A 25,791-nucleotide genomic window follows, 5' to 3' on the forward strand; every position below is an offset into this window, starting at 1 on the left:
CGGCCTACGGGCCGCGCCCCTCTTTCGCATCCGGGTCTAGCGGTTGCGCAGCATCGAGGCGGGCGACACGAAGGTGTAGCCCAGGCCCTTGATGCCGTCGACGGTCTCCTCGAGCCACTTGGTGCCGAGGTAGGGGTGGTAGAAGAAGCTGGCGACGCCGTCGCGGACGACGAGGTTGGCCTCGGCCGCCTTGACCAGGGTGTCCGGCAACACCACGGGGTGGTTGTTGAACGCCTCGGGCTCGATGTTGCCGATGTTCTCCGGCAGCACCGTCGAGCCGTAGACGTCGGTGACGGTGTAGGGGAAGAACTGCCCGGCCATGTGGTCGTAGCGCGGCGCCGTACCGGAGAGCGTCCCGGCGAAGTAGAGGCTGCGCTCGTAGCGGGCCTTGAAGCCCAGGTTCCTGACCGCCTTGTAGTCCGCGGCCGAGGCGGCGTAGTGCGGGAACTCGAAGATCGTCGGCACGGGCAGGCCCGCGAGGCGGAACTCCGCGGCCGAGGCCACCATCCGGCCCGCCGCCCAGATGGTGGAGTCGCCGGCGACGGGCCCGTCGTAGACGACGTAGTTCCTGTCGTCGACGTGGGCGGTGTAGAACTCGAAGTCGTCGCCGCTGGTGCCGTTGTAGGGGTTGGGCTTGTCGGTGTACTGGTGGGTGTACCCGTGCATGATCATCGTGCCGCCGTTGGCCAGCATGTACTTGATGGCCTTGACCACCGCGGGCCGCTGGCGGAGCCGGACGGTCGTGCCGGGCTGCTTGTGCACGGGGAAGACGCCGAAGGAGAAGGGCACCTTCTTGGCGACCAGCAGCTTGGCGACGTTCATCAGCTCGACCGGGTCGGAGTTCGGGCCGATGTCCTCCAGGCGGACCATGGCGCGGTGCCGCTCGGGGGTCTGCGGGGCCAGCGCGTCGAACAGCAGGTCGGCGAAGACCAGGTAGCGGTCGGAGGCCGAGGTGTAGGCGAAGGGGATCTCGCCGACGTAGGTCAGGTTCTTCGAGCGGATCGCCCAGGGAAGCTGCGTGCCGTTGGCGCGTACGGCGCTGGCCAGCACCTTGGCCTTGCTCTCGTCGACGGTGGCGTAGTCCATCACCCCGGAGGCGTTGACGGCGTCGCGCGACAGCTCCCGGTCCTTGTAGACCACGCCTTCGACGGTGGTGAAGTCGAACTGCGACCACATCCAGCCGTATGCGGCGGCGAAGTCGGGGGTGGAGGAGGTGAGCTGCCAGATGTTGTGGTTCAGCCAGATCACCGGGCGGTCGGCGGTGCGCACGTCGGCCAGGAACGCCTGCGGCAGCGGCTCGTCATAGGTGGAGCCCACGTAGACGACCGCGGTGAAGCCCTTCATCGCACCGGCGGTGTAGGCCGAGACCGGCATCGCGGTGAACGTGCCGAAGTGCCCGGTGAGGTTCGCGGTCTGGGTGGCGTACAGCTCGCCGAGCCAGCCCCACTGGCCGGTCGTGTCGTACAGCACGAGCGTGGAGCGGCCGGTGCCCGCCAGACCCCCCTTGAACGGGGCGGCCGCGGACGCGGTCGCGGACGCGGCGGCCTGCGGCGCGAAGCCGGTGGTGAAAAGCAGCGTGGCCGAGAGCAACGCCGTCAGCGCCGACAGGACGGCCCTGCGCCAGCGGGAAACGGGCATAGGAGAAAGACCCCCACAACGAAGCGAACCGACGCCGGTCAGGACGTCGCATGACAGGGTGTGGGTTCGGTCTCGCCATTGGCTCCCCGAGACGGCTAGGCGGCCGAATTCCTACGTGCGCGAGCGGTACCGCGTCGCGTCGTTGAGGCCGTCTCGGATCATCGCATCCCCGATGAACTACCGCGGTATATGCCCCTACCTGCGGGTTCGCCTTCAGGGTAACCCTGGGTCATCAAACGGGCAAACCACTCGGAAAACCTTTACCCAGTGTGATCCGGAGGGGTACGCGACCGGTCCGGGACTCCCTCGTTCCCGGACCGGTCGGGAGGTCAGAGGGAGCCGGGGGCCGCGAAGGTGTAGCCCAGCCGCTCGATCCCGTCGATGGTCTCGCCGAGCCGCTCGGTGCCGAGGTAGGGGTGGTAGAAGAAGCTGGCGACGCCGTCGCGGACGACGAGGTTGGCCTCGGCCGCCTTGACCAGGTCGGCCGGGAGCACTGACGGGTGGTTGTTGTAGCCCTTCGGGATCAGGTTGCCGATGTTCTCCGGCAGCACCGTCGAGCCGTAGACGTCGGTGACGGTGTAGGGGAAGAACTGCCCGGCCATATGGTCGTAGCGCGGCGCCGTACCGGAGAGCGTCCCGGCGAAGTAGAGGCTGCGCTCGTAGCGCGTGCCGAAGCGCGACCTGGCCGCCTTGTAGTCCTCCGCCGAGGCGGCGTAGTGCGGGAACTCGAAGATCGTCGGCACGGGCAAGCCCGCCGCCCTGAACTCCGCGGCCGAGGCGTCGATCCGGCCCCGCGCCCAGTCGGCGGAGTCGCCGGCGACGGGCCCGTCGTAGACGACGTAGTCCTTGTCGTCGACGTGGGCGGCGTAGAACTCGAAGTCGTCGCCGCTGGCCCCGTTGTAGGGGTTGGGCTTGTCGGCGTACTGGTGGGTGTACCCGTGCATGATCATCGTGCCGCCGTTGGCCAGCATGTACCTGAGAGCCTCGACCACCGCGGGCCGGTCCCGCAGCCGGATCTCGACGCCCTTCTCGGGCTCCCTGTGGAGCGGGTAGACGCCGAAGGAGTAGGGGATCTTCCGGCGGGCCAGCTCGGTGGCGATCTCCATCAGGCCGGCGGGGTCGGCGGCGGGGCCGATGTCCTCCAGGCGGACCATGGCGCGGTGCCGCTCGGGGGTCTGCGGGGCCAGCGCGTCGAACAGCAGGTCGGCGAAGACCAGGTAGCGGTCGGAGGCCGAGGTGTAGGCGAAGGGGATCTCGCCGACGTAGGTCAGGTTCTTCGAGCGGATCGCCCAGGGAAGCTGCGTGCCGTTGGCGCGTACGGCGCTGGCCAGCACCTTGGCCTTGCTCCCGTCGACGGCGGCGTAGCCCATCAGGCCCGCCTCGTTGCCGGTGTCCCGGGTGAGCGTGCGGCCCTTGTAGAGCACCTGCCCGATGGCTCCGCGCTCCAGCTGGGACGGCATCCAGCCGTATGCGGCGGCGAAGTCGGGGGTGGAGGAGGTGAGCTGCCAGATGTTGTGGTTCAGCCAGATCACCGGGCGGTCGGCGGTGCGCACGTCGGCCAGGAACGCCTGCGGCAGCGGCTCGTCATAGGTGGAGCCCACGTAGACGACCGCGGTGAAGCCCTTCATCGCACCGGCGGTGTAGGCCGAGACCGGCATCGCGGTGAACGTGCCGAAGTGCCCGGTGAGGTTGACCGCCTGGGTGGCGTACAGCTCGCCGGCCTGAGGCCACCGGCCGGTCGTGTCGTACAGCACGAGCGTGGAGCGGCCGGTGCCCGCCAGACCCCCCTTGAAGACGGGTGCCGCGGCGCTCACGGTCCCGACCGGGGGCTGCGGTCCCGCGGCGGCGGGAGGCTGCGGCCACAGCAGGCCGGCGGCGAGGAACGCGCCGGCGGCCAGGAACGCCAACGCCGTCAGGGTCGCCGTACGGCGTCGCCACGGGGAGCGGGTGGAGAGGGGCATGGGCTTTCCTTGTCCGGGGCCGGTCCGGGACCTGTACGGAGTGGTGTCCACAGGGAGAAGGGTCAGGTGCGGGCGGTCTTGAGCCAGGTCTGACGGCCGGAGACGGCGCGTCCGACCGCCCACCAGCCCGCGGCGAACCACTGGTAGCCGTAGAGCACGAACAGGTGCCCCATCAGCAGCGAGCGCAGCAGGCCCAGCTCGCGGTCGCGCCGCCAGTAGACGTAGCCGTAGACCAGGGCGACGCCGAAGGACAGGCCGTACCAGAGGGCGAACATGCCGGGCGAGACCACGCTGTGCCCCGCCTGCAGCGAGGCCGCGACCAGCGCCAGGCCCGAGGCGGCGAAGGCCAGCGGCATCACCGAGGTGAGCAGCAGGAACCAGGGGCTCATCAGGTGGTAGACCAGGTCCGGTACGGCCTTAGCCGGGGCGCGGCGGATGACGAGCGGCAGCAGCCTGCCCGCCTGCAGGTGCCCCTGGAACCAGCGCGAGCGCTGCCGTACCAGCCGCTTGGGCGACAGGACGGCCTGCTGGTGGACGGCGGTGGTGTGGCAGAACCGGTTGCGCCAGCCGGCGGCGAGCAGCCGCACGCCCAGGTCGAGGTCCTCGGTCAGGCAGTCGCTCCACGGGTCGGCGCCGAGGTCGGCCAGGGCGCTCAGGCGCATGAACTGGCCGTTGCCGCCCAGGCCGACGCTGCCCAGGTGGCGGCGGCCGTTCTGGAAGACGTCGGTGTAGACGACGAATTCCATGTCCTGCATCCGCGCCAGCAGTCCGGCGTGCCGGTTGTACATGCGCACGCCGATCTGGACGCCGCCGGTGGCGGGGTCGGCGAAGTACGGCGCGACCTCGTCCAGGGCGTCGGCGTCCAGGCGGCCGTCGGCGTCGAGCACGCAGACGACGACCTGCGCGGGGTCGCGTCCGGCCAGCAGTCCGGAGGTGGTCAGGTGGGCCAGGCCCGCGTTGAGCGCCGCCCCCTTGCCGCGGCGGGCGTTGGGCAGGGTGCGCTGGAGCAGCCAGATCCGGTCGTCCTCGGCCGCTGCGGCGCGGACGATGTCGGCGGTGGCGTCGGAGGAGGCGTCGTCGACGACCAGTACCGCGAGTTCGCCGGGCAGGGAGCGCAGCCGTTCCAGGCTGGCGGAGAGCACCTTCTCCTCGTCCAGGCACGCCATGAGGAAGACGAAGAAGGGCGCGGGCTCGGCGGGTGCGGCGGGGCGGCGCACGCCCCGTGAGAGCAGGAACATCATCGCGGTGTAGCCGAGGCCGAGCACGATGACGGCGGAGCTCAGCCAGAGCAGGGCGGTCGTGACCGGGGCGTTCATCGCGTCACCCGCGCGGTCAGGCCGTGCCGGTCGTCCCGGGGGGCGAGGCCGCGCCGGCCGTCCCGGTCTCCGCGCGAGGAGAGCCGCCGGCCGGCGGCGGCGCCGCGCAGGACCGCTCCGGCGGCCAGCAGGGCGACCATGGCCAGCAGGAAGAGGCCGAACCCCGCACCGGTGACCATGAGCATGACGCGGGCCGTCTCCACCGCGGAGGTGGTCAGGTCCGCGGCGGCGGTGCCCGGCAGGGCCAGGTCGGAGGCGGACGGCAGGGCGGTCGAGGCGGCCACGCTCATCCCGGTCCCGGTGAAGGCGAGGGCGCTGTTGGCGTACATCTCAGGCACCCTCCGCCGTCGCCGGGCGGGCCGGGAGGACTGCGGCGCTGGGGAGGACGGCGCTGAGGAAAACGGCGCCGGGGAGGACGATGGCGCTGGGGTGGCCGTGGAACGGCAGCGCGGGGCGAGCGGGCATGGGACCCTCACGACGAAACGGACCCGGACATCCGAAGACGGGATGTCACCTGACAAGGTGATGGGTGCGGTCTCGCCATTCGCTCCCCGAGACGGCTAGGCGGCCGAATTTCTACGTGCGCACGCTGCGTCGCGTCGCGTCGTTGAGGCCGTCTCGGATCATCACGTACCCGTGAAGGCCGCAGGCATATGCCCCTACCTGCGGCTTCGCCATCACGTTAACCCTGAGTCACGAAAATGGCAAACACGGCGTCAAAGATATTACGTAGCGTGATGGTCACTTATTGTTACGAATGTGGATCTTCATCGGGTGCGGAAGACGCTGGCTCTGGCCGTCCTGGCCGCCGTGATACTCACCGCCGGGGGCTCCTGCGGCAGTGAGGGGAGCGGCAACGGGGACGGCGAGCGCTGGGCCGAGGGCAGCGTCCACGGTGACTGGCGCGTGGTCTTCGACGGGGGAGGGTTCACCGGCCGCGCGCCCGGCGGGACGATCCGGATCGACACCCCGCCGCCGTCCGCCGCCGGGGAGACCCACGCCGGCCTCATCGTCTCCACGGCCACGACCGGCGCGCCCGACCTGCGCCTGCGCCTGCGCACCCTCCGCCAGACCCGCGCCGCCCCCAACGTCTGGGAGGTCGCCTGGGCGGTGTGGCACTACACCGGCCCGCAGAATTTCTACTACCTGCTGCTCAAGCCCAACGGCTGGGAGCTCGGCAAGGCCGATCCCGCCTTCCGCGGTGCCCAGCGCTTCCTGGCCACCGGCCCGGGCCCGTTCCCGACCGGTCGATGGTACGAGGTGCGGGTACGGCAGATCGGCGCCCGCATGACGGCCTGGGTCGACGGCCGCCAGGTGGTCGACTACACCGACGGGCAGGACCCCTACGTGCGGGGTGCGGTCGGCCTGTACGCCGAGGACGCCGTCGCCGACTTCACCGCCGTCAGCCTCGACGGCCGCCCGCTGGGCGGCTGACTCCGTACGGCCCGCGCCGGGAACCCGTCGAGGCGGTTCCGGGCTCCCCTCAGGCGGCGAGGCGGTGGAAGCCGGCGGCCGAGCCCTTGGCCTTCAGGGTCATGACGAAGGCGAGCACCTTGGCGACCGCGCCGTACATCTCCGCGGGGATCTCCTGGCCGACCTCGCAGCTCTTGTACATGGCGCGGGCCAGCGGGACGTCCTGCACCATCGGGATGCGGTTCTCGGAGGCGATCTCGCGGATCTTGGCGGCGACGGTGCCGGAGCCCTTGGCGATCACGCGCGGGGCGCCCTTCTCGGGGTCGTAGCGCAGCGCGACCGCGACGTGGGTGGGGTTGACCAGGACCACGTCGGCCTTGGGGACGTCGGCCATCATGCGGTTGCGGCTCATCGCCTGCTGGCGGGCGCGGATCTGGCCCTTGACGTGCGGGTCGCCCTCGGAGCGCTTGTACTCCTCCTTGACCTCCTGCTTGGTCATCTTGAGCTGCTTGCCGATACGGCGGCGCGCCATCGCGTAGTCGGCGGCGGCCAGCGCGACTCCGGCGGCGCCGGCGAAGCGCAGCAGCGACAGGATCGCGTCGCCGACGGTCGACAGCAGCACGCCCAGGGGCAGGGAGCCGGAGGCCATGAGGACCGGGATGAGGTCGCGGATGGCCATGTAGGCGACGCCGGTCAGCGCCGCGGTCTTCATCAGCGCCTTGGCGCTCTCCCACAGCGCCTGCGGGCCGAACATGCGCTTCAGGCCGGAGAACGGGTTGAGCTTCTTGAACTGCGGCTTGAACAGCTTGGAGGCCGGCTTCAGGCCGGTCTGGCCGCCGGCGGCGAGCAGGGTGACCACCACGGTGGCGGCGGCGATGGGCGCGATCGCCAGCAGGCCGTCCTTCAGACCGGTGATGAGCAGGTCGAGCGCCATCCTCGGGTCGGGGTCCCGGACGATCTCGCCGAGCTGGAGCATGAGACGCTGCGCGGCGCCCACGGCGTTCTCCAGGACCATCGGCAGGATGATCCCGGCCGCCAGCATCGAGCCCCACGCCCCGAAATCAGGGGTCTGGGCGACCTGCCCCTGTTTCTGGGCGTCCTTCTTCTTCTTGGCTGTGGGCTCTTCGGTCTTCTCCCCGCCGCCGCCTCCGCCGCTCATGCGCCCGCCAGGCCCATCATCAGGCGGACGGCCTGGTCGGTCAGGCCGTCGATGACGCCGGGCAGCACCGCGATGGCGATGCCTGCCAGGCTGAGGGTGAGGAAGATCTTCACGGGGAATCCGAGGGAGAAGGCGTTGAGGGCGGGAGCGGCCTTGCTGAGCAGGCCGAGCGCCAGGTCGGCGCAGAACAGCACCGCGATGAGCGGGCCGGCGATCTGCAGGGCGGCGACGAACAGGTCGGCCAGGCCCCCGGTGATCAGGTTGCTGAGGGTCTCCAGCGACAGCGTGCCGCCCAGCGGCAGGGCCTTGTAGGTCTGGGTGAAACCGAGCAGGACGAACTGGTAGCCGCCGCTGACCATCAGCAGCGTGGTGCACAGCAGGTTGTAGAACTTGCCGAACACCGAGCTGGCCGCCATCGACAGGGGGTCGAAGGCGGTGGCCAGGGAGAAACCGCCGAAGATGTCGAGCAGGTCGCCTGCGGCCTGGACGGCGGCGAACACCAGCGAGGTGAGGAAGCCGAGGGCGACGCCGGCGACGACCTGCTCGACCGAGCCGACCAGCATGGTGACGGCGGTGATCTCGGGGAGCTGCGTGGCCAGCTGCGGGGCCGAGGGCAGGGCGATCGCGAGGGCCAGCAGGGCCTTGACCGCTCCTGGGATGGCCTTGGAGTTGAACGGCGGGCTCATCAGAAGCCAGGCGGCGGCCCGGAGCGAGCCCAGCAGCAGGGCGGCCAGGGTGGGCGCGGAGACCAGTCCCGTCATGGGCCTCAGCCGCCGTGGATGAGCTGGGGTACCTGGTCGAACAGGTTGGTGGTGAAGGACATCAGCTCGTGCAGCATCCAGTTGCCGCTGAACATCAGCGCCACGGCCACTCCGGCCGCCTTGGGCACGAAGGAGAGGGTGACTTCCTGGATCTGGGTCACCGACTGGAACAGGGAGATCACGAAGCCGATGAGCAGGGCGGTGATCAGGATGGGGGCGCCGAGCTTGGTGGCGAGCACCATCGCCTGCGTGCCGATGTGCAGCACCTGGGTGTCGGTCACGGTTCAGATCCTCACTGGTAACTGCCGACCAGGGACGTCACGATGAGTCCCCAGCCGTTGACGAGTACGAAAAGCAGGAGCTTGAAGGGCATCGCCACCGTGACCGGCGGGAGCATCATCATGCCCATCGACATCAGGGCGGCCGAGATGACCAGGTCGATGATGAGGAACGGTATATAGATGACAAACCCGATGATGAACGCGGCGCGCAGCTCCGAGAGCACGAACGCGGGGATCAGGGTGGTCATCGGCACGGCGTCGGCGTTGGCGGGCTTGCCCTGGCCGGAGACCTTGGTGAACAGCGCCAGGTCGTCCTTGCGGGTGTGCTTCGTCAGGAACTCGCGCACCGGCGGGGTGCCGGCCTCGACGGCCTGCGAGACGCTCTTCTCGCCCTTGATGTAGGGCTGGATGGCCTTGTCGTTCACCTCGGAGGCGACCGGCCCCATGATGAACAGGCTGATGAAGATGGCCAGGCCGGCCAGCACCTGGTTGGGCGGGACGTTGGACAGGCCGAGGGCGTTGCGCGTGATGCTCAGCACCACGAAGATCTTGGTGAAGCTGGTGCACAGCAGCAGGATCGCCGGGGCGACGGAGAGCACCGTCATGCCCAGCATCAGGACGATGGACTGGCTCGGCTTGCCGTTGACGCCGTTGAGGTCGATGGTGAGCGTGTCGTCGCTGGGGCCCTTCGGCCCCTTGGCGCCGCCCGGGCCGGAGGGCGAGGCCAGGACGGGGGCGGCCAGGGCGGCGGGCGCGTCGGCCGTCTGGGCCGAGGCGGGGGCCGAAGCGGCGGGGGCGGAGACGGCCGGGGCCGCCTGCCGTACCGGCTGGGTGGCCAGGGCGTCCGCCGAGGCGGCCGAGGCGCCGAGCACGAGCGTGCCGGCCACGGCCAGGCCGGTCACGGCCAGGCTGAGGATCCGCTTCATCAGTTACGAGCCGTCCGTTCGCGGAGCATTTCCAGGGCGCTCTTCCAGGTCTGGGGCGAGAGCGCGGAGCCTGCCAGGGGGCCCTTGAAGGGGCCCTGGGCGGCCGCCGCGTCGTCAGCCGGAGAGGAGGCGGCTGTCGTGGCGGCGGCCGACAGGGAGACCGGGATGCGCTCCTCGGCCTGCCCGCGCTGCTCGGCTGCGGCCTCCAGGGCCTCCAGGTCCGTCTCCGTCAGGAGGGTGACCTGGCCTTCGGTGACGCCGAGCACCAGGGCCCGGTCGGTCACCCGGACGATGGCCACCGAGGAGTTGCGGGTCAACTGCTGGCGGGCGATCACGGAGAGGTGTCCTCCGCCGCGGCCGGCCAGCGGCTTGCGGGCGACCTTGGACAGCCCCCACACCAGGAGGAGGACCACCAGGAGCGAGAACGTGATTCTCAGGACGGTCTCGATCATTTCGGGCTGCTCCTAGAAGGGGGCGGTCTCGGTCGTCGGGGCGGGGTGCTCCCCGCTGTGGCCGGTTACGGCCGGTCGCCGGTGGGCGCGATGATCTCGGTGATGCGGATGCCGAAGTTCTCGTCGATGACGACGACCTCTCCCCGGGCGACCAGGCGGCCGTTGACGAGCAGGTCGACGGGGCTTCCCGCGGCGCGGTCGAGCTCGACCACGGCGCCGGGGGCCAGCGACAGCAGCTCGCGGACGGTCATCCGGGTGCGGCCGAGCTCGGCGGTGACGCTCATCTCCACGCCGTGGAGCATCTCCAGGCCGCCCTTGCGGGCGGAGGCGGCGGGAGCGGCGCCGGGAGCCGCCGGCCACGGGAGGGCGACCAGGGCCAGGACGGCGCGCACGTCGCCGTCCTCCAGCAGCGGCACGAAGATGGCCTCGCCGCGGTTGGCGAGCGCGCCGAGGCCGACCTGGGTCTCGACGGCCTGGGCGGGGGCGACGACGACCGGGCCCAGCACCTTGGCGGCCGCCTCCAGGGCGGGCTGCACGGCCTTGGCCAGGTCGAGCTCGCCGAGCGGGCTGTCCTTCAGTGCGTCGACCAGGTCCTGGCCGACGACGACCGCGACCTCACCCTGGACGCTGCCGGAGAAGCGGGCGCACACGGCCTGACCGGCCGGGATCTCGGCGGGGATGGAGGTGACGGGCGCGCCGGCCTCCAGGGTTCCGCCGGCGGGCAGCAGGGCCAGGGCGGCCTCGGCCGCGTCGAGGGCGAAGGCCACGCGCGGGGCGACGGTGATCGTGGTGGTCATGACTGGACTTCCGTTTCGTTCTGCGGCGTGGGCACGACGAGGCAGGCAAGGCGCGGACCCTGGCTGCCGGGCACTGCGTGGGCGAAGATGATGTCGGCGGCGGTCACCGTCAGCGGGGCCGTCACCGCGTGGCTGAGCGGCACGACGTCGCCCGGCTCCAGCTTGACGATCTGGTCGGGCCTGAGCTGGACCGAGTCGAAGCGGACGGCGACCTCGATGGGCGTGGTGCCGAGCGCGGCGACCATGCTGCGGTGGGCGTCCTCGCGCGTCTTGCGCTGGGAGTCGCTGAGCGTGATGTCGGTGCCGCTGCTCTGGAGCTTGGGGAAGATCGAGGTGAACGGCAGGCAGAACGTCATCAGGCATTCCTCGCTGCCCACGGCCATCGTGAAGGTGGCCACGATGACGGCGTCGGCGGGGGCCGCGGCCTGGACGAACTGCGGGTTGTAGTCGATCGCGCCCAGCATCGGCCGGAAGTCGGTGATGGACTCGAAGGCGTAGTGCATCTCGTCCAGGACCCGGTTGAGCAGGTCGCGCAGGAGCGGGAGCTCCATGTCGGTCAGCGGGCGCTCGATCTGGGGGCCGCCGGGGCCGCCGAGCATGTGGTCGATGCTGGCCATCGCGCTGCTGAGCGAGAACTCCATGATGGCCGCGCCGGGCAGCGGGTCCAGGGTCAGCGTGGCGACGATGGTCGGGTTGGACAGGCCGGAGATGTACTCGTCGTAGGTGAGCTGCTGGATGGAGACCAGCGACACCTGCGACACGACGCGCAGCGTGGAGGTGAGCAGCGTCGTGTACTGGCGGGCGAAGGTCTCGTAGGCGATCTGAAGCGTGCGGGTGTGCTCACGCGACAGCTTGATCGGACGGCGGAAGTCGTAGGTGTGCGGCTCAGAGGTCTTCGCCCGTCGGGACACGCGTCCTAGCAGGCGATGCGTCGGGGCCGAAGTCTGCGTCTCGCTCACGGAAACACCCATCGGCGACGCTTCTCCCCGTATGAGGAAATGCCGGAAATCGGGTTCACCTCGTGACGGAGGGTCCCGTGTCCCGCGGGGCCGCGCCCCGCCGATGTTCTGTTCTCTCCCTGCTTCAGGTGCTCCTTTCCGCCCGGTGCGGCGGGTGTGAGGGGGTCTCGCGGGCCGGCCGGCCCGGGTGGTCCTGCCCGGGCCGGCCGGCCCGGGCAGGTGGTACGGCGGGCGCCTACTGCATCACGAACTCGGTGAAGTAGATGTCCATGACCTCGCCCTCGTAGGCCTTCTCCACCTTCTCCAGCAGTTCCTTCTTGGCCAGGTTGCGCGCCTTGTCCGAGGAGAGCTCGTCGACCGGCCTGTTGCTGAACTGGTTGATGGCCAGGTCCAGGGCCTTGCTGCCGTCAGGCGCCTCCTTGACTTCCTTGGTCGCCTGCAGGGCCAGTTTGAGCTTGAGGAAGTGCCCGTCGGCCAGGTTGATGGTGATCGCGTCCAGCGCCGCGACGGCGCCGGGCTCCGGCTTGGGCTCCTCCGCCGGCTCCCCGCTCCCGGCGAAGAGCAGGAAGTAGGCCGCCGCGGCCGCCACGACGACGAGTACGGCTCCGGCGATGATGAAGAGCTTCTTCTTCGACTTCTTGCCGCCGTCCTTCGCCTCCTCGGCGTCGGGCGCGGCCTTGAGCTTTGCGGTGGCCATGGTTCTCTCCTGGGTGTCAGTGGCTCGTGCTGGGCACGCCCGCGGCGGCGGGCAGCAGCGCCTTGGTCTGGGCGTCGAGGTCGGACAGGACGACCACCTCGACCCGGCGGTTCAGCGTCACCGACCGGGGGTCGGTGTCGGGGTAGAGCGGTCGCTGGTCGGCGTAGCCGGAGGCGTTCACCCGCGAGGCGGGAAGGCCCCTGGTGATCAGCCTGCGGACCACCGTGGAGGCCCGCGCGGTCGACAGCTCCCAGTTCGACGGGTACGGGCCCGAGTTCACCGGCAGCCAGTTGGTGTGCCCGTCGACCTCGATCTTGTTCTTCTCGGTGCGCAGGGCCGGAGCGATCGCGTCGATGATCCTGCGGCCGTCCGACAGCAGCGTGGCGCTGTTGTTGCCGAACACGACGGAGCTGGTGACGACGGTGACGACCAGGCCGCGCTCGTCGACGCGGAACTGCACGCTGTCGGAGGCGTTCTGCTTGTTCAGCGCCGCCTGGATCTTCTTCTTGATCCGGTCGAACTTCTCGACCTCCTTCTCCGCGTTCTTCGCGCGGGCGGAGGCCTTGGCACGGTCGAGGGCGGCGAGGGCGGCACGGGCCTGCTTCTCCGCCTCCTCCTTCTCTTCCTTGGTGGCCGGGGCGGAGATGTCCATGGGGGCCGAGTCGCCGCCGCCGGCGTCGCCGGCCACCGCAGAGCCCGGTGCGGCGAAGGTGACCGAGGGGTTGCCGAAGGCCATCGACAGGCTCGACTTGAGCGCGTTGAACTTGTTCTGGTCGACCTGGCTCATGGCGAACAGCACGATGAACAGGGCCATCAGCACGGTCAGCATGTCGCCATAGGTGACCAGCCAGCGCTCGTCGGCGTGCGCCTCCTCCTCATGGCCTCCCGCGTGCTTCTTGTGTCGGCGGACCTTGGTGCTCATCAGGCGGCCTTCTTCTCCTCGGCCTCACCCGGGGGAAGCAGGCTCCTGAGCTTCTGCGAGACCAGGCGCGGGTTGGTGCCGGCCTGGATGTTGGCGATGCCCTCGATGGTCAGTTCCATCTGGGCGCACTCCAGCTCGCTGAGGCGCTTGAGCCGGTTGCCGATGGGCAGCCAGATCACGTTGGCGCTGAACACGCCCCACAGCGTCGCGACGAACGCGGCGCCGATCATGTGTCCGAGCTTCGAGGGGTCGCTGAGGTTCTCCAGGACCAGCACGAGGCTGATGACGGTGCCGATGATGCCGATCGTGGGGGCGTAGCCGCCCATGTCGGTGAAGATCTTGGCGCCGGACTTGTCGGCCTTGCGCTTGGCCTCGACCTCGGCCTCCAGGATCTCCCGGAGCTCCTCGGGGTCGGTGCCGTCGATGGCCAGCTCCAGGCCGCGGCGGAGGAACGGCTCCTCCACTTCCTTGATCGCGTCCTCCAGGGCCAGCAGGCCCTCGCGGCGGGCGCGCTCGGCGAGCTTGACGATCGACTCGACCAGCTCGGTGCCGGGCACCGGCTTGGACTTGATGGCCCGCTGGATCTGCTTGCCGATGCCGAGGCTGTCGCGCAGGACGCCGCCGGCCATCGCCACACCGAAGGTGCCGCCGAAGACCAGGATGAGCGGGGCCGGGAGCATGATCGACATCGGGTCGGCGCCCTCGAGCAGCATCATCGCCAGCATGGAGACGACGGCGATGCCGATACCTGCCAGGGTTGCCGGATCCATTTATCGCTCCTGCCGGTGGAGGCGCACGACACGCGCCTGATCGGATTCGGCGGAACCGGTGGACGGCAGGCGGTGCGTGCCCGAGGAGACGAGGATCTCGGCGTCGGCGATCAGCTCGGCGCGGTAACGGCGCACCAGGCCGAGGAACTCGCTCAGGGACTCCGCGATGATGTACTTGGTCCCGTCCACGAGAGTGATCACCGTGTCGGGAGTCTGGTCGGCTCGCTCGATCAGGTCCGGGTTCAGTGCGAACTCCGGCCCGTTGAGGCGCGTAAGAAGTATCACTGGGGTCCGTCCCTTGAAGTCGTCGGCGGGCAGCGAGCGGCCATCCCTGAACCGCGCTGTCTTCCCCATCGGCCGCCGCCGGTCCCGCCTGAGGAAACACGGCGGCCGAGGTCCCCGTCCGCGCGGACCGCCCGGTTTCGGCGTTGCCCCCGGCACGGTCGTGGCACTAAGATCGAAAACGTGACTGCCGGGTCGGCCATGGGCCAACGACGAGTAGGGCACCCGGCCGCCGAGTGAGCGCCGGGCGGCCCAGAGGTCCGCCTTCTTCTCTCCTCCCGCGCCTCCCGCGTGAGGTCTCCACGTGCTCGGCGGCGCGCCGCCGCCGCTTCCGGGGACCGTCGGCGAGCCCGCCGGATGCACGGCGAGCCTTCGCCGCCCCCCTGGTTTCCGCACGCCACCACTCCTGCACCACGGCCGAGGCCGCCCGTGGTGAGCCCTTACCGCCCGCCGGGCGGTTGTCCGTCATGCCCGCGAACGGCCCGCGGGACCACCGATCCCGACCAGAAAGCAGAGAATGCCGAACGATTTCAACCAGCAGATCATCGAAGAGTTCCGCGCCAACCAAGGACGTGTCGGCGGCATGTTCGAGGGGGCCCGGCTGCTGCTGCTGACCACCACCGGAGCACGGTCCGGCACCCGGCACACGACCCCGGTCGGCTACTTCCCCGACGGCGGCGAGCGGGTCCTGATCATCGCCTCGGCCGGCGGCGCGCCGAACCACCCCGCCTGGTTCCACAACCTGGTGGCCGACCCCCGCGTCACCGTCGAGGACGGCGTCTTCACCTACGAGGCCGAGGCCGTCGTCCTTCAGGGCGCCGAGCGCGACCAGGCCTTCGCCCGCGCCGTCGAGGCCGACCCCGCGTGGGCCGACTACCAGGCCAAGACCTCGCGGGTCATCCCCGTGGTCGCCCTCCGGCAGGTCGCGGGCGGGCCGCCGAACGCGTCGTCGTGGGGCGCGGCCCTCAAGCTGATCCACGACGCGTTCCGCCGGGAACTCGCCCTGATCCGCAAGGAGATCGCCGAATCGGGCCCCGGCCTGGGCGCCCAGCTCCGGGTGAACTGCCTGACCTTCTGCCGGGGGCTGCACCACCACCACACCAACGAGGACGCCGGGATGTTCCCGGCCCTCGCCGGGCAGCGCCCCGAGCTCGCCCCGGTCCTGGACCGGCTGGGCGAGGAGCACCTGAAGATCGCGGCTCTCCTCGACGACCTGCAGAAGGTCATCTCCGCCGAGGGCGCCGACCCGCTGCTGGTGCTCTCCGAGGTCGAGCGGCTCACCGATGCGCTGGAGAGCCACCTGACCTACGAGGAGGAGCAGCTGATCCCGATCCTCGACGCCCCGGCCTCCTGAACCGACGCCGTCCTGAATCCGGTCGTACGGCAGGCGCCTGCCGTACGACCGCACCCGGAGCGCGGTTCGCCGCCTTCCGCAAATAGTGGAACAGATCATTCCGATCTGCTATTCTGGAACAGAACGAAACATTCTGTTCCCGGACGTGAGGACTGAGCATGAGCGCGATCCGCCCCTTCCGCATCGAGATCCCTCAGGCCGACGTCGACGACCTCCGCGACCGGCTCGTCCGCGCCCGCTGGGGCACCGAGATCCCCGGCCAGGGCTGGTCGCGCGGCGTGCCGGTCGACTACCTGCGCGGCCTGGCGCAGTACTGGGCCGACGGCTACTCCTGGCGCGCCGCGGAGGCCCGCCTCAACGAGCTGCCGCAGTTCCTGACGGAGGTCGACGGCCAGACCCTGCACTTCGCGCACGTCCGCTCCGCCAACCCGGACGCGGTCCCGCTGCTGATCACGCACGACTGGCCGGCGTCGTTCGTCCTCTACCTGCCGGTGATCGAGGCCCTCTCCGCCGACTTCCACGTCGTGCTCGCCAGCAACCCCGGCGTCGGCTTCTCGGGCCCGCTGACGGCGCCCGGCTGGAACACCGGCAAGGCGGCCGCCGCCTTCAACGAGATCATGGCTCGCCTCGGCTACGACCGCTACGGCGTCCAGGGCACCGGCGGAGGCGGCTGGATCGCGGTGGAGATGGGCCGCCAGGCCCCGTCCCACGTCATCGGCGTCCACGTCAACGGCCATGTGACCTTCCCCTCGGACGACCCGGCGGACTTCGCGGACCTGACCCCGGCCGAGCAGGAGCGCCTGCAGCGGCTGCAGGAGTTCCGCGACGACAAGATGGGCTTCAACGCCATCCAGTCGACCCGGCCGCAGACCCTGGCCTTCGGCCTGCACGACTCGCCGGTGGGACAGCTGGCCTGGATCGTCGAGAAGTTCAAGGAGTGGACGGACCCGTCGGCCGAGCTGCCCGAGGACGCGGTCGACCGCGATCTGCTGCTGACCAACGTGAGCCTGTACTGGTTCACCGGGACGGCGGGCTCGTCGGCCAACGTCTACTGGGAGGGCGCGCACGACCCGTCGGCGTGGGCCCCGAAGGAGAAGTCGGCCGTGCCGCTGGGCGTCGCCCTCGGCGTCACCGACATCACGGTCCGCCGGTACGCGGAGCGGGACGCGCCCGTCGTCCACTGGACGGAGCTCCCCCGGGGCGGCAACTTCCTCTCGGCCGAGCAGCCCGGCCTGTTCGCCGACGACGTCCGCGCCTTCTTCGAGAACCACCGCAAGTGAGACGACCGGCGTGTGCCCCGGATGACCTCGCTTCCGAGCGGGCTCCGGGGCACGGCCCTTTCAGACCGCGATCTCCGCGCCGCCGTACGGCACCGCGCGGGTGAAGCGAAAGGCCCCGGGCACGCGTGCGGTGCGTGCCCGGGGCCGGTGCGATCCCCGCATGCGGGGAGGCGCAGACTAGCGCTTGAGGTTGACCAGGTCGTTCAGCAGCTCGTCGGAGGTGCTGATCACCTTGGTGTTGGCCTGGAAACCGCGCTGGGAGATGATCAGGTTGGTGAACTCCTGACCGAGGTCGACGTTGGACATCTCCAGCGCGCCGGTCTGCATCAGGCCCATGCCGCCGGTGCCCGCGGTGCCGACCGCGGCGTCACCGGAGTTCACGGTGGCGCGGTAGGTCGAGCCGCCGGCCTTCTCCAGACCACCCGGGTTCACGAAGTTGCCCATGGCGACCCGGGCGATCGGGCGCTTGGTGCCGTCGGTCATGACACCGACGAGGGTGCCGTCCTGGGAGATGGTGTAGGACTCCAGGGAGCCGTCCATCGGCAGCTGCACGGGCGTCACCGGGTCGGTCGTGTCGAAGGTGCCGTCGGCGGTGTTCCAGCCGAGGACGAAGTTGCCGTCGGGGGTGACCATGGTGCCGTTGGCGTCGAAGCTGAACGAGCCCGCCCGGGTGTAGAGCTGCTCGGCGCCGTTCTGCACGACGAAGAAGCCGTCGCCCTGGACCATCAGGTCGGTCTTGCGGCCGGTGGTCTGCGCCGCGCCCTGGCCGAAGTTGGTCTCGATGCCGGCCAGGCGCACGCCCAGGCCGACCTGCGCCGGGTTGGAACCACCGGCGGCCTGGTTCACGCCGTCGGCGACCTGCGGGGCGCCCGCGGCGCGCATCATCTGGCTCAGGGTGTCCTGGAACGTGGTCTGGGACGACTTGAAGCCGGTGGTGTTGACGTTGGCGATGTTGTTACCGGTCACGTCCATCATCGTCTGGTGGACGCGCAGGCCGCTGATGCCCGAGTACAGGGAGCGAAGCATTTCAGTTTCCTTCGGTGGATTCGGTGCCGGGCCGGCCGGCGCTGGTGACTTCCTTGACCGAAGACAGCGGTACATCCGTGTTCCCGACCCGCAGGGTCGGGGTGCTGCCGAACGAGGCGGAGGTGACCACACCGACGGCGTCCGTGCCGTCTGGTCCGGTGTAGCCGATGGTCTTGCCGACGAGGTTGCTGGCCGAGAGCTGGAGCTGGGCCGCCAGCAGGTCGCCCTGCTGCTTGACGAGCTGCTCCATCCGCTCGACCTCGGTGAACTGCGCCGTCTGTGAGAGGAACTGGGAGGTGTCGGCCGGCTTGCTCGGGTCCTGGTAGCGCATCTGGGCCACGAGCAGCTTGAGGAAGGTGTCCTTGTCGAGCTGGCTGTTGCCCGTCGCCGACGGGGCCGCGGCGGACGTGGCGGTCGTGGCGGCGGTGATCGGGGACGTCGCCCCACCCACGGAGTTGGTCACGTGCGATTCCTTGCGGGAGACGGATCAGAGACGGACATTGAGCAGACGGGAACCGGGGCGGACGGGCGGAGGCTCGTCGGCGGGGGCGGCGAAGGCGTCCCCGGTACGGCCCGCCTGGGCACTCCCACCGGAGGCCGGTCCCTGCTGGTCGAGCGCCCGCCGGTCCTGGCCGGGCTGACCGCCGTTCGGAGCCTCGCGCTGCAGGTCCAGGGTGCAGGAGGAGAAGCCGCCCTCCTCCAGCTCCTGCTTCAGGTCCGGCAGCGCCGAGCGGAGCGCGTCGAAGGCGACGTCGCTGGTCCCCGCGAGCTGCAGGTGCACCGCGCCGTTGCGAAGCTCGGCGACGACGCTGATCGGGCCGAGATCGACGGGGTGCAGGTGGATGGTGAGCCGGTGGATCCCGTCCGGGTCCTGACGCAGCGGCAGCACGTGGACCGCGATCTGCGAGGCGGGAGGGGCGGGCTGCTGGGGAGCGGGCGCGGAGACGCGCTCCACCGCGGCGGCCTGGGTGGTGGCGAAGGACTGGGGTGCGGCCGGCACGGCCGGGGCGGTGGCCTCGGCCACCGGTCCGGACCCGGTGTCGGAGCGGCGGGAGCCGTCCTCGCCCGTCCCCGTTCCCATGCCTGCGCCGGAGCCCGCGGTCTGGGCCGGGGCGGTGGCGACCGGGCCCGTCGCGGCCTGCGGCTGCTGCGGGTCGGCCGGAGCGGCGTCGGCGGCCGGTACGGCGGAGGCGGTGGACTGCGCGATGAGCGCGTCGGTGCCCGTGCTGACGTCGGTGCCGGCGTTGGCGTTGGCGTTGGCGGCCGCCGCGAGCGCGGTGAGGGCCGCGGCGTCGGTGGCCGTCGTGGTGGATGCTCCGGCCAGGAGCGCGGCGGGCACGGCCTGCGCCCCCTCCGCCGAGAGCTGCCCGGCCGCCGGAAGGCCGAGCTGGCCGGCGAGCTGGCCGGTGAGCTGGGCCGGGAGGAGCGGGACGCCCTGCTCCTGGCCCGCCGACAGGACCAGGCCCTGCGCCTGGGCGGCGAACAGGGTCTGCGCCGGGAATGAGGCGGTCGTGGCGACCGGGGCCGTCGTCTGGGCCGAGCCGGTGGAGCCGGTGGGGACGTCGAGGCCGGGGAGGACTCCCTGCGGCAGCGGCCCGCCGCCCGCGAGGAGGGCGAGCAGGGCGGCGAAGGCGTCTCCCGCCCCGTTCTGGCCCGTCTGCCCCTCACCGGAGGCGCCTGAGGGCGCCGTCATCGGCGACGGGCTCCCCGCGAGGGGGATCGAAGGCACGGTCAAGATCGTCTCTCCTGTTATCCGATGCCGTTCACGGTCGACTGGATGGTGCTGCGGTAGGCCTGGACCTGAGCGGACAAGCCGGTACTCAGCTCATCGGCAGCACCGCACGGCACCTGCGGCAAAACGTCCATTCCGTTGGAGCCGATCACGGCCGTGCCGTGTCCGGTCCGGATCCGGCCGGCGGTTCGCCGCGCATGCCGTACCCGGCGCCGGTCGGGGAGGGCGGAACCGCGAGCGGGACCGCCGCGGTCTCCGCGATGCTCAACGGCCGGTCCCTCGGCCCGTCTGCGGCCTGCGCGTGGTCGAAAGGTCGTCGACGGCGCGCTGGTCGGCCGCGGCATCGGCCTGGCGGCGGGCGGTCTCGTGCCGCTCGGCCAGCTTCTCCACCATCCGGCGGCGCTGGGAGGCGGCGCTCCAGTTCTCCACCTTGGCACCGACCCGCCGCTCGGCCTCCTCGGCCTGCTGCCGCCGGATGGACAGCTCGCCGGCGATCGCACGGCGCGCGGCCATCGCCGCGACGAAAGCGGCGGCGTCGGACGGGTCCGGCATGATCATCCGGTTCTGCAGCTCGACCGCCTGCTGCTCGGTCCGCTGGGCGGCGGCTCTGGCCTCGGCCCGGGCCCGGAGCACGCCGCCCTTGGCGGCGTCTTCTTGGGCCTTGCGGGCCCGCAGGATCGAGGACAACCGGAATCGGCTCATCGAGACTCCTCAGTGTGGAGGTTCAGTGCTTCGGACCGGGGAAGGGGCGGCGGGAGCGGCCCTTCAGCCCAGCAGGGCCCGCAGTGAGTCCCAGGCCTCCGCGGCCGGGGTCTGGTCGTCCATGTCCTGACGCAGGAAGGCCTCGATGCGCGGCCAGAGCGCACGCGCCAGGTCGGCGTCGGGGTTGGTGCCGGGCACGTAGGCACCGATCTCCACCAGCTCGCGGATGTCGCGGTGGGCGGCCATCAGGCGGCGCAACGCGGTCGCGTCCGAGCGCTGCTCGCGGCTGGTCACCGCACCGGCGACACGGGAGACCGACTCCAGGACGTCGATCGTCGGGAAGTGCCCGGCGGTCGCCAGGCGGCGGTCGAGGACGACGTGGCCGTCCAGGATCGAGCGGGCCGCGTCGGCGATCGGCTCGTTGTGGTCGTCGCCGTCGACGAGGACCGTGTACAGGCCGGTGATGCTGCCGTTGACGCCGGGTCCGGCCCGCTCCAGCAGCCGGGGGAGCATCGCGAACACCGACGGCGGGTAGCCGCGGGTCGCCGGGGGCTCGCCGGCCGAGAGGCCGACCTCGCGCTGGGCCATGGCGGCCCGGGTGAGGCTGTCCATCAGCAGCAGGGCGTCACGGCCCTGGTCGCGGAACCACTCGGCGATCCGGGTGGCCACGAAGCAGGCCCGCAGGCGGACCATGGGGGGCTGGTCGGAGGTGGCCACGATCACGACGGATCGGGCCAGTCCCTCGGGCCCCAGGTCGTTCTCCAGGAACTCCCGGACCTCGCGGCCGCGCTCGCCGACCAGGGCCACCACGGTGATCTCCGCCTCGGTGCCGCGGGTGATCATGGACATGAGGCTGGACTTGCCGACGCCGGAGCCGGCGAAGATGCCGAGACGCTGCCCGTTGCCGACGGTGATCATGGTGTCCATGGCGCGCACGCCCAGCGGCATGGGCTCGGAGATGCGACGGCGCTGCAGGGCCGGCGGCGGCTCGTTCTCCACCGGGACCATCTCCAGCCCGGCCAGGGAGGGGCCGCCGTCGAGCGGGCGGCCGAGGCCGTCCAGGACCCGTCCGCGCAGCGCCTCGCCGACCGGGATCCGCAGCGCGTCACCGGTGGCGATGACGGGGCTGCCCACCCCGATGCCGGTCAGGGGGCCCAGAGGCAGGCAGCTCAGCCGCCCGCTGTCGAGCGCGACCACCTCGGCGGGGACCGCGGCGAGGCCCTCCCCGAGGTACACCAGGTCGCCCACCTTGCCGGACACGCCCTCCACGGTGACCGACAGGCCGATCACGGCGGAGACGCGGCCGGTCACGACGGGCCTCGCGGCCTGGGCGGCGGCGGTGATGCGGGAGTTGAGCAGCGAGATCACAGGCCCAGGGCCTCCTTGACGCGGTCGAGGGCGGTGGACAGGCGGGCGTCGACGGCGGTCGCGTCGCACTCGGCGACGGCGTCGCCGGGCTTCAGCCGGGCGTCGACGACCATGGTCACGTTCCGGCCGTCCATGTCGAAGCTGTTCTGCCCCGCACCGACGATGGCGGCGTGGTCGGCGGGGCTCAGCCGGACGAGCACGGGGTGGTTCTCGGGCACCAGCTCCAGTGCCCGGGTGAGGGCCTCGCGGCCGGGCTCGGGGCTGTGGGCGATCTCCCTGCCGAGCACGGCCTCGGCGAGGGTGTAGGCGGTCTGAACGATGAGCTCCTCGATTTCGGCGGCGGCCGGGGCGGTCTGTCGCTCCAGCCGGTCAGCCGAAGCGGTGATCGCAGCCAGAGCGCTCTCCAGCCGGGCGATCTTGCGGGCCTCGGCCCGGGCGACGCGCTCGGCCTCGTCCCGGACCTCGGCCGCGGCGGCCTGGCGGGCCTCCTCGCGGCCCTGGGCCCAGCCCTCTGCGTAGCCGGTGGCCTGGGCTTCGGCCCGGGTCCGCTCGATGACCTCGGCCGGGACGTTGGTGACGACGTTGAAGTCGGTGGCGAACCGCGCCGTGCTGAAGGTTCGCGCCTGTGCTCCTCGTACAACCATTTCAGGCGACGAACTCATCCTCATCCCCTCGACGAATCATGATTTGACCTGATTCCTCCAGGGCCCGGATCGCGTGGACGATCTTGGCCTGGGCCTCCTCGACCGTGCGCAGCCGCACCGGGCCGAGCAGCTCGATCTCCTCGACGAGGTTCTCGGCGGCCCGCTCGGACAGGTTGCGCGTGATCTTGTCGAGCACGTCCTGGCCGACGCCCTTGAGCGCGGTGGCCAGGTCGGCGGTCTCGACCTGCCGGACCACGAGCTGGACGGCGCGGTCGTCGAGGTGGACGACGTCCTCGAACATGAACATCCGGCTGCGGACCTCTTCGGCGAGCTCGGGGCTGCGCCCCTCCAGGCCCTCGAGGATCAGGCGCTCGGTGACGCGGTCCGCGCGGTTGATGATGTCCACCAGCGGCTGGAGACCGCCCACCGCCGACAGGTCGGACGGCTGGAGCACCGAGGAGAGCTTGCGCTCCAGCATCGACTCCACCTGGCGGATGATGTCCGGCGAGGTGCGGTCCATCACCGCGATGCGGTGCGCCACGTCGGCCTGCAGGGTGGCGCTGAGCCCCGAGAGGATCTGCGCGCCCAGGTGCGCCGGAAGGTGCGCCAGCACCAGCGCGATGAGCTGCGGGTGCTCGTCCTGGACGAACGAGAGCACCTGACGGGGGTCGGCCCGCTGCAGGAAGCTGAAGGGCAGGTCGACCAGGGAGGCCGAGAGCCGCTCGACGATCTGGCTGGCCCGCTCCCGGCCCAGCGACGCCTCCAGCAGTTCGCGGGCGAAGTCCATGCCGCCCTGCCCGGCGTAGCGGTAGGCGGTGGTCAGGTCGCGGAACTCGGAGAGGATCTCCACGGCGTCGCCGGGGTCGACGGTGCCGAGCCGCACGATCTCGGCGGTCAGCTCCTCGACCTCGCCCTCGCGCAGCTGCGAGAGCACCTTCGCCGAGTCGTCCTTGCCCATCTGCACCAGCAGGACGGCGGCCTTGCGGAGGCCGGACATGGTCTCGGTCATCGGCATGGTCAGTTCCTCCTGTCCGCGAGCCAGCTGCGCAGCACCTGGGCGACTTCCTCGGGCTGGCGCTCGACCATCCCGGCGATCTCTTCACGCAGTTCTTCGCGCTTGTCCGCGTCGGGCTCGGCGGGCTGGTTGCCGGTCCCGGCGGTCAGCGCCTCGCGCTCGGCGGCCTCGATGGCGGCCTGGGCCGCCTCGACCCGGACGCGCTCCAGTTCGGCCTGGAGCTCCGCCAGCCTCGCCTGCTCCTTCTTCGACAGCGCCGAGCGGCGCTTGCGGCGGCCGCGCAGCAGTCCGACGATGAACAGGAGCGCGATGATCAGGCCGGCGCCGCCGATCTTGATCAGCTCCGTCGTCCGCGCGTCCTGCTCGGCCTTCTGCGTGGCGGCGAGCTCGGCCGCGGCCTTCTCGGCGGCGCTGTTGTCGAACGGCATCGCGGCGACGGCGATGGTGTCTCCGCGCTGGGCGCTCACGCCCGCGGCCGAGGAGACGATGCGCTGGATCTCCGCGACGTCCATCCCGACGGCCGCCTGGCCGTCGACCATCACGGCGACGTCGAGCTTGCGGACCTTGCCGGGGGCGGTCTTGCGAGACTCGGTGACCAGACCGACCGCGTTGTCGCGGGTCTCGGTGGTGGACTTGTAGTCGTTGCCCGTCTGGTTGCTCGGCACCTGGATGTTGTCCGGGCCCAGGACACCGCCGGTCGGCGTGCCCCCGCCGCTGTAGGACTCCTCCTTGGTCGTCGACGACAGCGGCGGCAGGGTCGGGTCGTTGACGTACCGCTGGCTCTTGGTCTCGGTCTGGTCGTAGTCGAGGTCGGCGGTGACCTTGACGACGGCCTTGCCCGGACCGAGGACCTGGGTCAGCATCTGCTGGATCGAGCCGCTCATCCGCTGCTCGAACGCCTGGGTCTGCTGCTCGCGCTCGTCGCCGGAGGCGCTGAGCGCCTGCTCGCCGCCGGCCGACAGCACCTTGCCGGTGGAGTCGGCCAGGGTGACGTCGACCGGGTCCATGCCCTCGACGCTGGAGCCGACCAGGTTGACCACGGCCTTGACCTGGCTGTGCGTCATGGGCTTGTCGGCCTGGGTGCTCACCAGGACCGAGGCGGTCGGCTTGGCGGCGTCGTCGGTGAAGACGTCCTTCTGCGGGATCGCGAGGTGCACGCTGGCGGAGGTGACGCCCTCGATCGACTTGATGGTCTTGGCCAGCTCGCCTTCCAGGGCGCGCTGGTAGCCGACGTGCTGCATGAAGTCGGAGGTGGTGATGCCCTGCTTGTCCAGCAGGGAGTAGCCGCCGCCGTCCTCCTGGGTGGGCAGACCCTCACCGCTCATCTGCAGGCGCAGGTCGTAGACCTGGGCCTGGGGGACCTGGATGGTGCTGCCGCCGTCGGTGAGCTGGTACGGGACGCCGTCGGCGGTGAGCTTCTCGACGATCGCGTTGCCGTCGGCGCCGGACAGGTTGGAGTACAGCGTGGCGTAGGAGGGCTGGGAGGCCCACTGGGAGAAGAAGAACCCGCCGACCGCGAGGGCGAGGACCATGGAGATGGTGACGGCCTTCTGGCCGGTGCTGAACGACCCGAACGTGGAACGGGCCTTGCGAAGGGCGGCGAGCGCGCGTTCCTGCATCAGGCCTGCATCCTCATGATCTCGGTGAAGGCGGCGACGGCCTTGTCACGGATGGCGACGGTGAGCTGGGTGGCGAGTGCGGCCTCCATGCTGGCGGCCATGTAGTCGTGGGCGTCCTGCAGGTCGCCGGTGGCCGCCTTGACGGCCAGCCCGTCGGCCTTGGACTGCGTGGCCTGCAGAGTCTCGATGTTCTGGGTGAGCAGGCCGCCGAAGACGTCGGCGGCGTTCCCGGTCGCCTCCGCACCGGCGGGGCCGGTGGGGGCGGTGATGCGCAGCGGTCCGGCGATCGGCCCGATCGAGTCGATGCTCATCCATTCCTCCCGAGCTGGAGTGCGGCCTGGTAGGCGTCATAGGCACGGTCGACGACGGAAAGGTTTGCCTGGTAGGAGCGCTGCGCCATCATCAGCTGCCCCATCTGCGCGCCCAGGTCGATGTCGGGGTAGCGCACGTAGCCGTTCTCGTCGGCCAGGGGGTGGTCGGGCTCGTGGACCATCCGGCCCTCCGCGTTGCCCAGGACGATCCCGCCGACCTGTGCGCCGCCGGTGCCCGAGCCGTAGTCGACCGCCTGGGCGACCACGAAGCGCTCGCGGAACGCCTCCCCGCTGGTGGGGCTGACGTTGTTCATGTTGGCGATGTTGTCCGACACGGCGTCCAGCCACTTGCGGTAGACGGTCACACCCGTGCCGGCGATGCCGATTGCCCTGAAGGGACCCATGG

28 protein-coding genes are annotated in these 25,791 nt (G+C 70.9%); 3 read left to right on the forward strand and 25 right to left on the reverse strand.

Annotated features, from left to right (window positions below):
• Positions 1 to 36: 36 nt before the first annotated feature.
• The 4 genes from HS041_RS36930 to HS041_RS36945 form a co-directional block, all read right to left on the reverse strand.
• A complete protein-coding gene (locus tag HS041_RS36930) occupies positions 37 to 1,638 on the reverse strand; it encodes a DUF2334 domain-containing protein (protein WP_196445569.1) in 1,602 nt (533 codons plus the stop codon).
• A gap of 329 nt (positions 1,639 to 1,967) precedes the next feature.
• On the reverse strand, positions 1,968 to 3,599 hold the full coding sequence (locus HS041_RS36935) for a DUF2334 domain-containing protein (RefSeq protein ID WP_196445570.1): 1,632 nt from the start codon (positions 3,597 to 3,599) through the stop codon (positions 1,968 to 1,970).
• Between the two features lie 62 nt (positions 3,600 to 3,661).
• Positions 3,662 to 4,915, reverse strand: coding sequence for a glycosyltransferase family 2 protein (locus HS041_RS36940; RefSeq protein ID WP_196445571.1), 1,254 nt, complete (start codon positions 4,913 to 4,915; stop codon positions 3,662 to 3,664).
• Positions 4,912 to 5,244 (reverse strand): hypothetical protein, encoded by a 333-nt coding sequence (locus HS041_RS36945; protein WP_196445572.1) that lies wholly within the window; start codon positions 5,242 to 5,244, stop codon positions 4,912 to 4,914. Before HS041_RS36945 ends, HS041_RS36940 begins: the two co-directional genes overlap by 4 nt.
• Positions 5,245 to 5,674: 430 nt before the next feature.
• Between HS041_RS36945 and HS041_RS40335 the strand changes: the two genes are divergently transcribed.
• Positions 5,675 to 6,349, forward strand: coding sequence for a 3-keto-alpha-glucoside-1,2-lyase-like domain-containing protein (locus HS041_RS40335; RefSeq protein ID WP_196445573.1), 675 nt, complete (start codon positions 5,675 to 5,677; stop codon positions 6,347 to 6,349).
• Between the two features lie 49 nt (positions 6,350 to 6,398).
• On the opposite strand, the gene HS041_RS36955 is transcribed toward HS041_RS40335, so the two are convergent.
• The 11 genes from HS041_RS36955 to HS041_RS37005 all read right to left on the reverse strand — a co-directional run bounded on the left by HS041_RS36955 (position 6,399) and on the right by HS041_RS37005 (position 14,337).
• A complete protein-coding gene (locus tag HS041_RS36955) occupies positions 6,399 to 7,487 on the reverse strand; it encodes an EscU/YscU/HrcU family type III secretion system export apparatus switch protein (protein ID WP_196445574.1) in 1,089 nt (362 codons plus the stop codon).
• Entirely contained in the window at positions 7,484 to 8,248 is a 765-nt protein-coding gene (locus HS041_RS36960) for a flagellar biosynthetic protein FliR (RefSeq protein WP_196445575.1), read from the reverse strand. The genes HS041_RS36955 and HS041_RS36960 overlap by 4 nt, the downstream gene beginning before the upstream one ends.
• Positions 8,249 to 8,253: 5 nt before the next feature.
• Positions 8,254 to 8,529: a flagellar biosynthesis protein FliQ gene (fliQ, locus tag HS041_RS36965; RefSeq protein ID WP_196445576.1), complete on the reverse strand. Its 276-nt coding sequence runs from the start codon at positions 8,527 to 8,529 to the stop codon at positions 8,254 to 8,256.
• An 11-nt stretch (positions 8,530 to 8,540) separates the two neighbouring features.
• A complete protein-coding gene (gene fliP / locus HS041_RS36970) occupies positions 8,541 to 9,455 on the reverse strand; it encodes a flagellar type III secretion system pore protein FliP (protein WP_196445577.1) in 915 nt (304 codons plus the stop codon).
• Positions 9,455 to 9,907 carry a flagellar biosynthetic protein FliO gene (fliO, locus tag HS041_RS36975; protein ID WP_196445578.1) on the reverse strand — a complete coding sequence of 151 codons (453 nt, stop codon included), beginning with the start codon at positions 9,905 to 9,907 and terminating at the stop codon, positions 9,455 to 9,457. The genes fliP and fliO overlap by 1 nt, the downstream gene beginning before the upstream one ends.
• Before the next feature lie 65 nt (positions 9,908 to 9,972).
• A complete protein-coding gene (gene fliN / locus HS041_RS39865; protein WP_196445579.1) occupies positions 9,973 to 10,704 on the reverse strand; it encodes a flagellar motor switch protein FliN in 732 nt (243 codons plus the stop codon).
• Entirely contained in the window at positions 10,701 to 11,615 is a 915-nt protein-coding gene (locus tag HS041_RS36985) for a flagellar motor switch protein FliM (protein WP_196445580.1), read from the reverse strand. Before HS041_RS36985 ends, fliN begins: the two co-directional genes overlap by 4 nt.
• 283 nt (positions 11,616 to 11,898) lie before the next feature.
• Positions 11,899 to 12,360, reverse strand: coding sequence for a flagellar basal body-associated FliL family protein (locus tag HS041_RS36990; protein WP_196445581.1), 462 nt, complete (start codon positions 12,358 to 12,360; stop codon positions 11,899 to 11,901).
• A gap of 16 nt (positions 12,361 to 12,376) precedes the next feature.
• A complete protein-coding gene (locus HS041_RS36995; RefSeq protein WP_196445582.1) occupies positions 12,377 to 13,282 on the reverse strand; it encodes an OmpA/MotB family protein in 906 nt (301 codons plus the stop codon).
• Positions 13,282 to 14,052, reverse strand: a complete 771-nt coding sequence (locus tag HS041_RS37000; RefSeq protein ID WP_196445583.1) for a motility protein A — start codon at positions 14,050 to 14,052, stop codon at positions 13,282 to 13,284. The genes HS041_RS36995 and HS041_RS37000 overlap by 1 nt, the downstream gene beginning before the upstream one ends.
• A complete protein-coding gene (locus tag HS041_RS37005; RefSeq protein WP_196445584.1) occupies positions 14,053 to 14,337 on the reverse strand; it encodes a flagellar FlbD family protein in 285 nt (94 codons plus the stop codon). It lies immediately after the preceding gene.
• Between the two features lie 514 nt (positions 14,338 to 14,851).
• On the opposite strand from HS041_RS37005, the gene HS041_RS37010 reads away from it, so the two are divergent.
• Both HS041_RS37010 and HS041_RS37015 read left to right on the forward strand, forming a co-directional pair.
• Positions 14,852 to 15,688, forward strand: a complete 837-nt coding sequence (locus HS041_RS37010) for a nitroreductase/quinone reductase family protein (protein ID WP_196445585.1) — start codon at positions 14,852 to 14,854, stop codon at positions 15,686 to 15,688.
• A gap of 158 nt (positions 15,689 to 15,846) precedes the next feature.
• Positions 15,847 to 16,968 carry an epoxide hydrolase family protein gene (locus HS041_RS37015; protein ID WP_196445586.1) on the forward strand — a complete coding sequence of 374 codons (1,122 nt, stop codon included), beginning with the start codon at positions 15,847 to 15,849 and terminating at the stop codon, positions 16,966 to 16,968.
• Positions 16,969 to 17,145: 177 nt separating this feature from the next.
• Here the strand turns inward: HS041_RS37015 and HS041_RS37020 are convergent, their stop codons facing one another.
• The 10 genes from HS041_RS37020 to HS041_RS37065 all read right to left on the reverse strand — a co-directional run bounded on the left by HS041_RS37020 (position 17,146) and on the right by HS041_RS37065 (position 25,789).
• On the reverse strand, positions 17,146 to 17,994 hold the full coding sequence (locus HS041_RS37020) for a flagellar hook-basal body complex protein (protein ID WP_196445587.1): 849 nt from the start codon (positions 17,992 to 17,994) through the stop codon (positions 17,146 to 17,148).
• A gap of 1 nt (position 17,995) precedes the next feature.
• On the reverse strand, positions 17,996 to 18,457 hold the full coding sequence (locus HS041_RS37025; protein WP_196445588.1) for a flagellar hook assembly protein FlgD: 462 nt from the start codon (positions 18,455 to 18,457) through the stop codon (positions 17,996 to 17,998).
• Between the two features lie 24 nt (positions 18,458 to 18,481).
• Entirely contained in the window at positions 18,482 to 19,687 is a 1,206-nt protein-coding gene (locus HS041_RS37030) for a flagellar hook-length control protein FliK (protein WP_196445589.1), read from the reverse strand.
• Between the two features lie 303 nt (positions 19,688 to 19,990).
• Positions 19,991 to 20,428 (reverse strand): flagellar FliJ family protein, encoded by a 438-nt coding sequence (locus HS041_RS37035; RefSeq protein ID WP_196445590.1) that lies wholly within the window; start codon positions 20,426 to 20,428, stop codon positions 19,991 to 19,993.
• 63 nt (positions 20,429 to 20,491) lie between these two features.
• A complete protein-coding gene (locus HS041_RS37040; RefSeq protein ID WP_196445591.1) occupies positions 20,492 to 21,796 on the reverse strand; it encodes a FliI/YscN family ATPase in 1,305 nt (434 codons plus the stop codon).
• Positions 21,793 to 22,440 carry a FliH/SctL family protein gene (locus HS041_RS37045; protein ID WP_196445592.1) on the reverse strand — a complete coding sequence of 216 codons (648 nt, stop codon included), beginning with the start codon at positions 22,438 to 22,440 and terminating at the stop codon, positions 21,793 to 21,795. Before HS041_RS37045 ends, HS041_RS37040 begins: the two co-directional genes overlap by 4 nt.
• Position 22,441: 1 nt before the next feature.
• Entirely contained in the window at positions 22,442 to 23,455 is a 1,014-nt protein-coding gene (gene fliG, locus HS041_RS37050) for a flagellar motor switch protein FliG (RefSeq protein WP_196445593.1), read from the reverse strand.
• A 2-nt stretch (positions 23,456 to 23,457) separates the two neighbouring features.
• Entirely contained in the window at positions 23,458 to 25,074 is a 1,617-nt protein-coding gene (fliF, locus tag HS041_RS37055; RefSeq protein ID WP_196445594.1) for a flagellar basal-body MS-ring/collar protein FliF, read from the reverse strand.
• On the reverse strand, positions 25,074 to 25,385 hold the full coding sequence (gene fliE, locus HS041_RS37060; protein WP_196445595.1) for a flagellar hook-basal body complex protein FliE: 312 nt from the start codon (positions 25,383 to 25,385) through the stop codon (positions 25,074 to 25,076). Before fliE ends, fliF begins: the two co-directional genes overlap by 1 nt.
• Positions 25,382 to 25,789 carry a flagellar basal body rod protein FlgC gene (locus HS041_RS37065; RefSeq protein ID WP_196445596.1) on the reverse strand — a complete coding sequence of 136 codons (408 nt, stop codon included), beginning with the start codon at positions 25,787 to 25,789 and terminating at the stop codon, positions 25,382 to 25,384. Before HS041_RS37065 ends, fliE begins: the two co-directional genes overlap by 4 nt.
• Positions 25,790 to 25,791 lie beyond the last annotated feature (2 nt).

Origin of the sequence: Planomonospora sp. ID67723 (assembly GCF_015711605.1) — a bacterium.
Classification (GTDB): Bacteria; Actinomycetota; Actinomycetes; order Streptosporangiales; family Streptosporangiaceae; genus Planomonospora_A.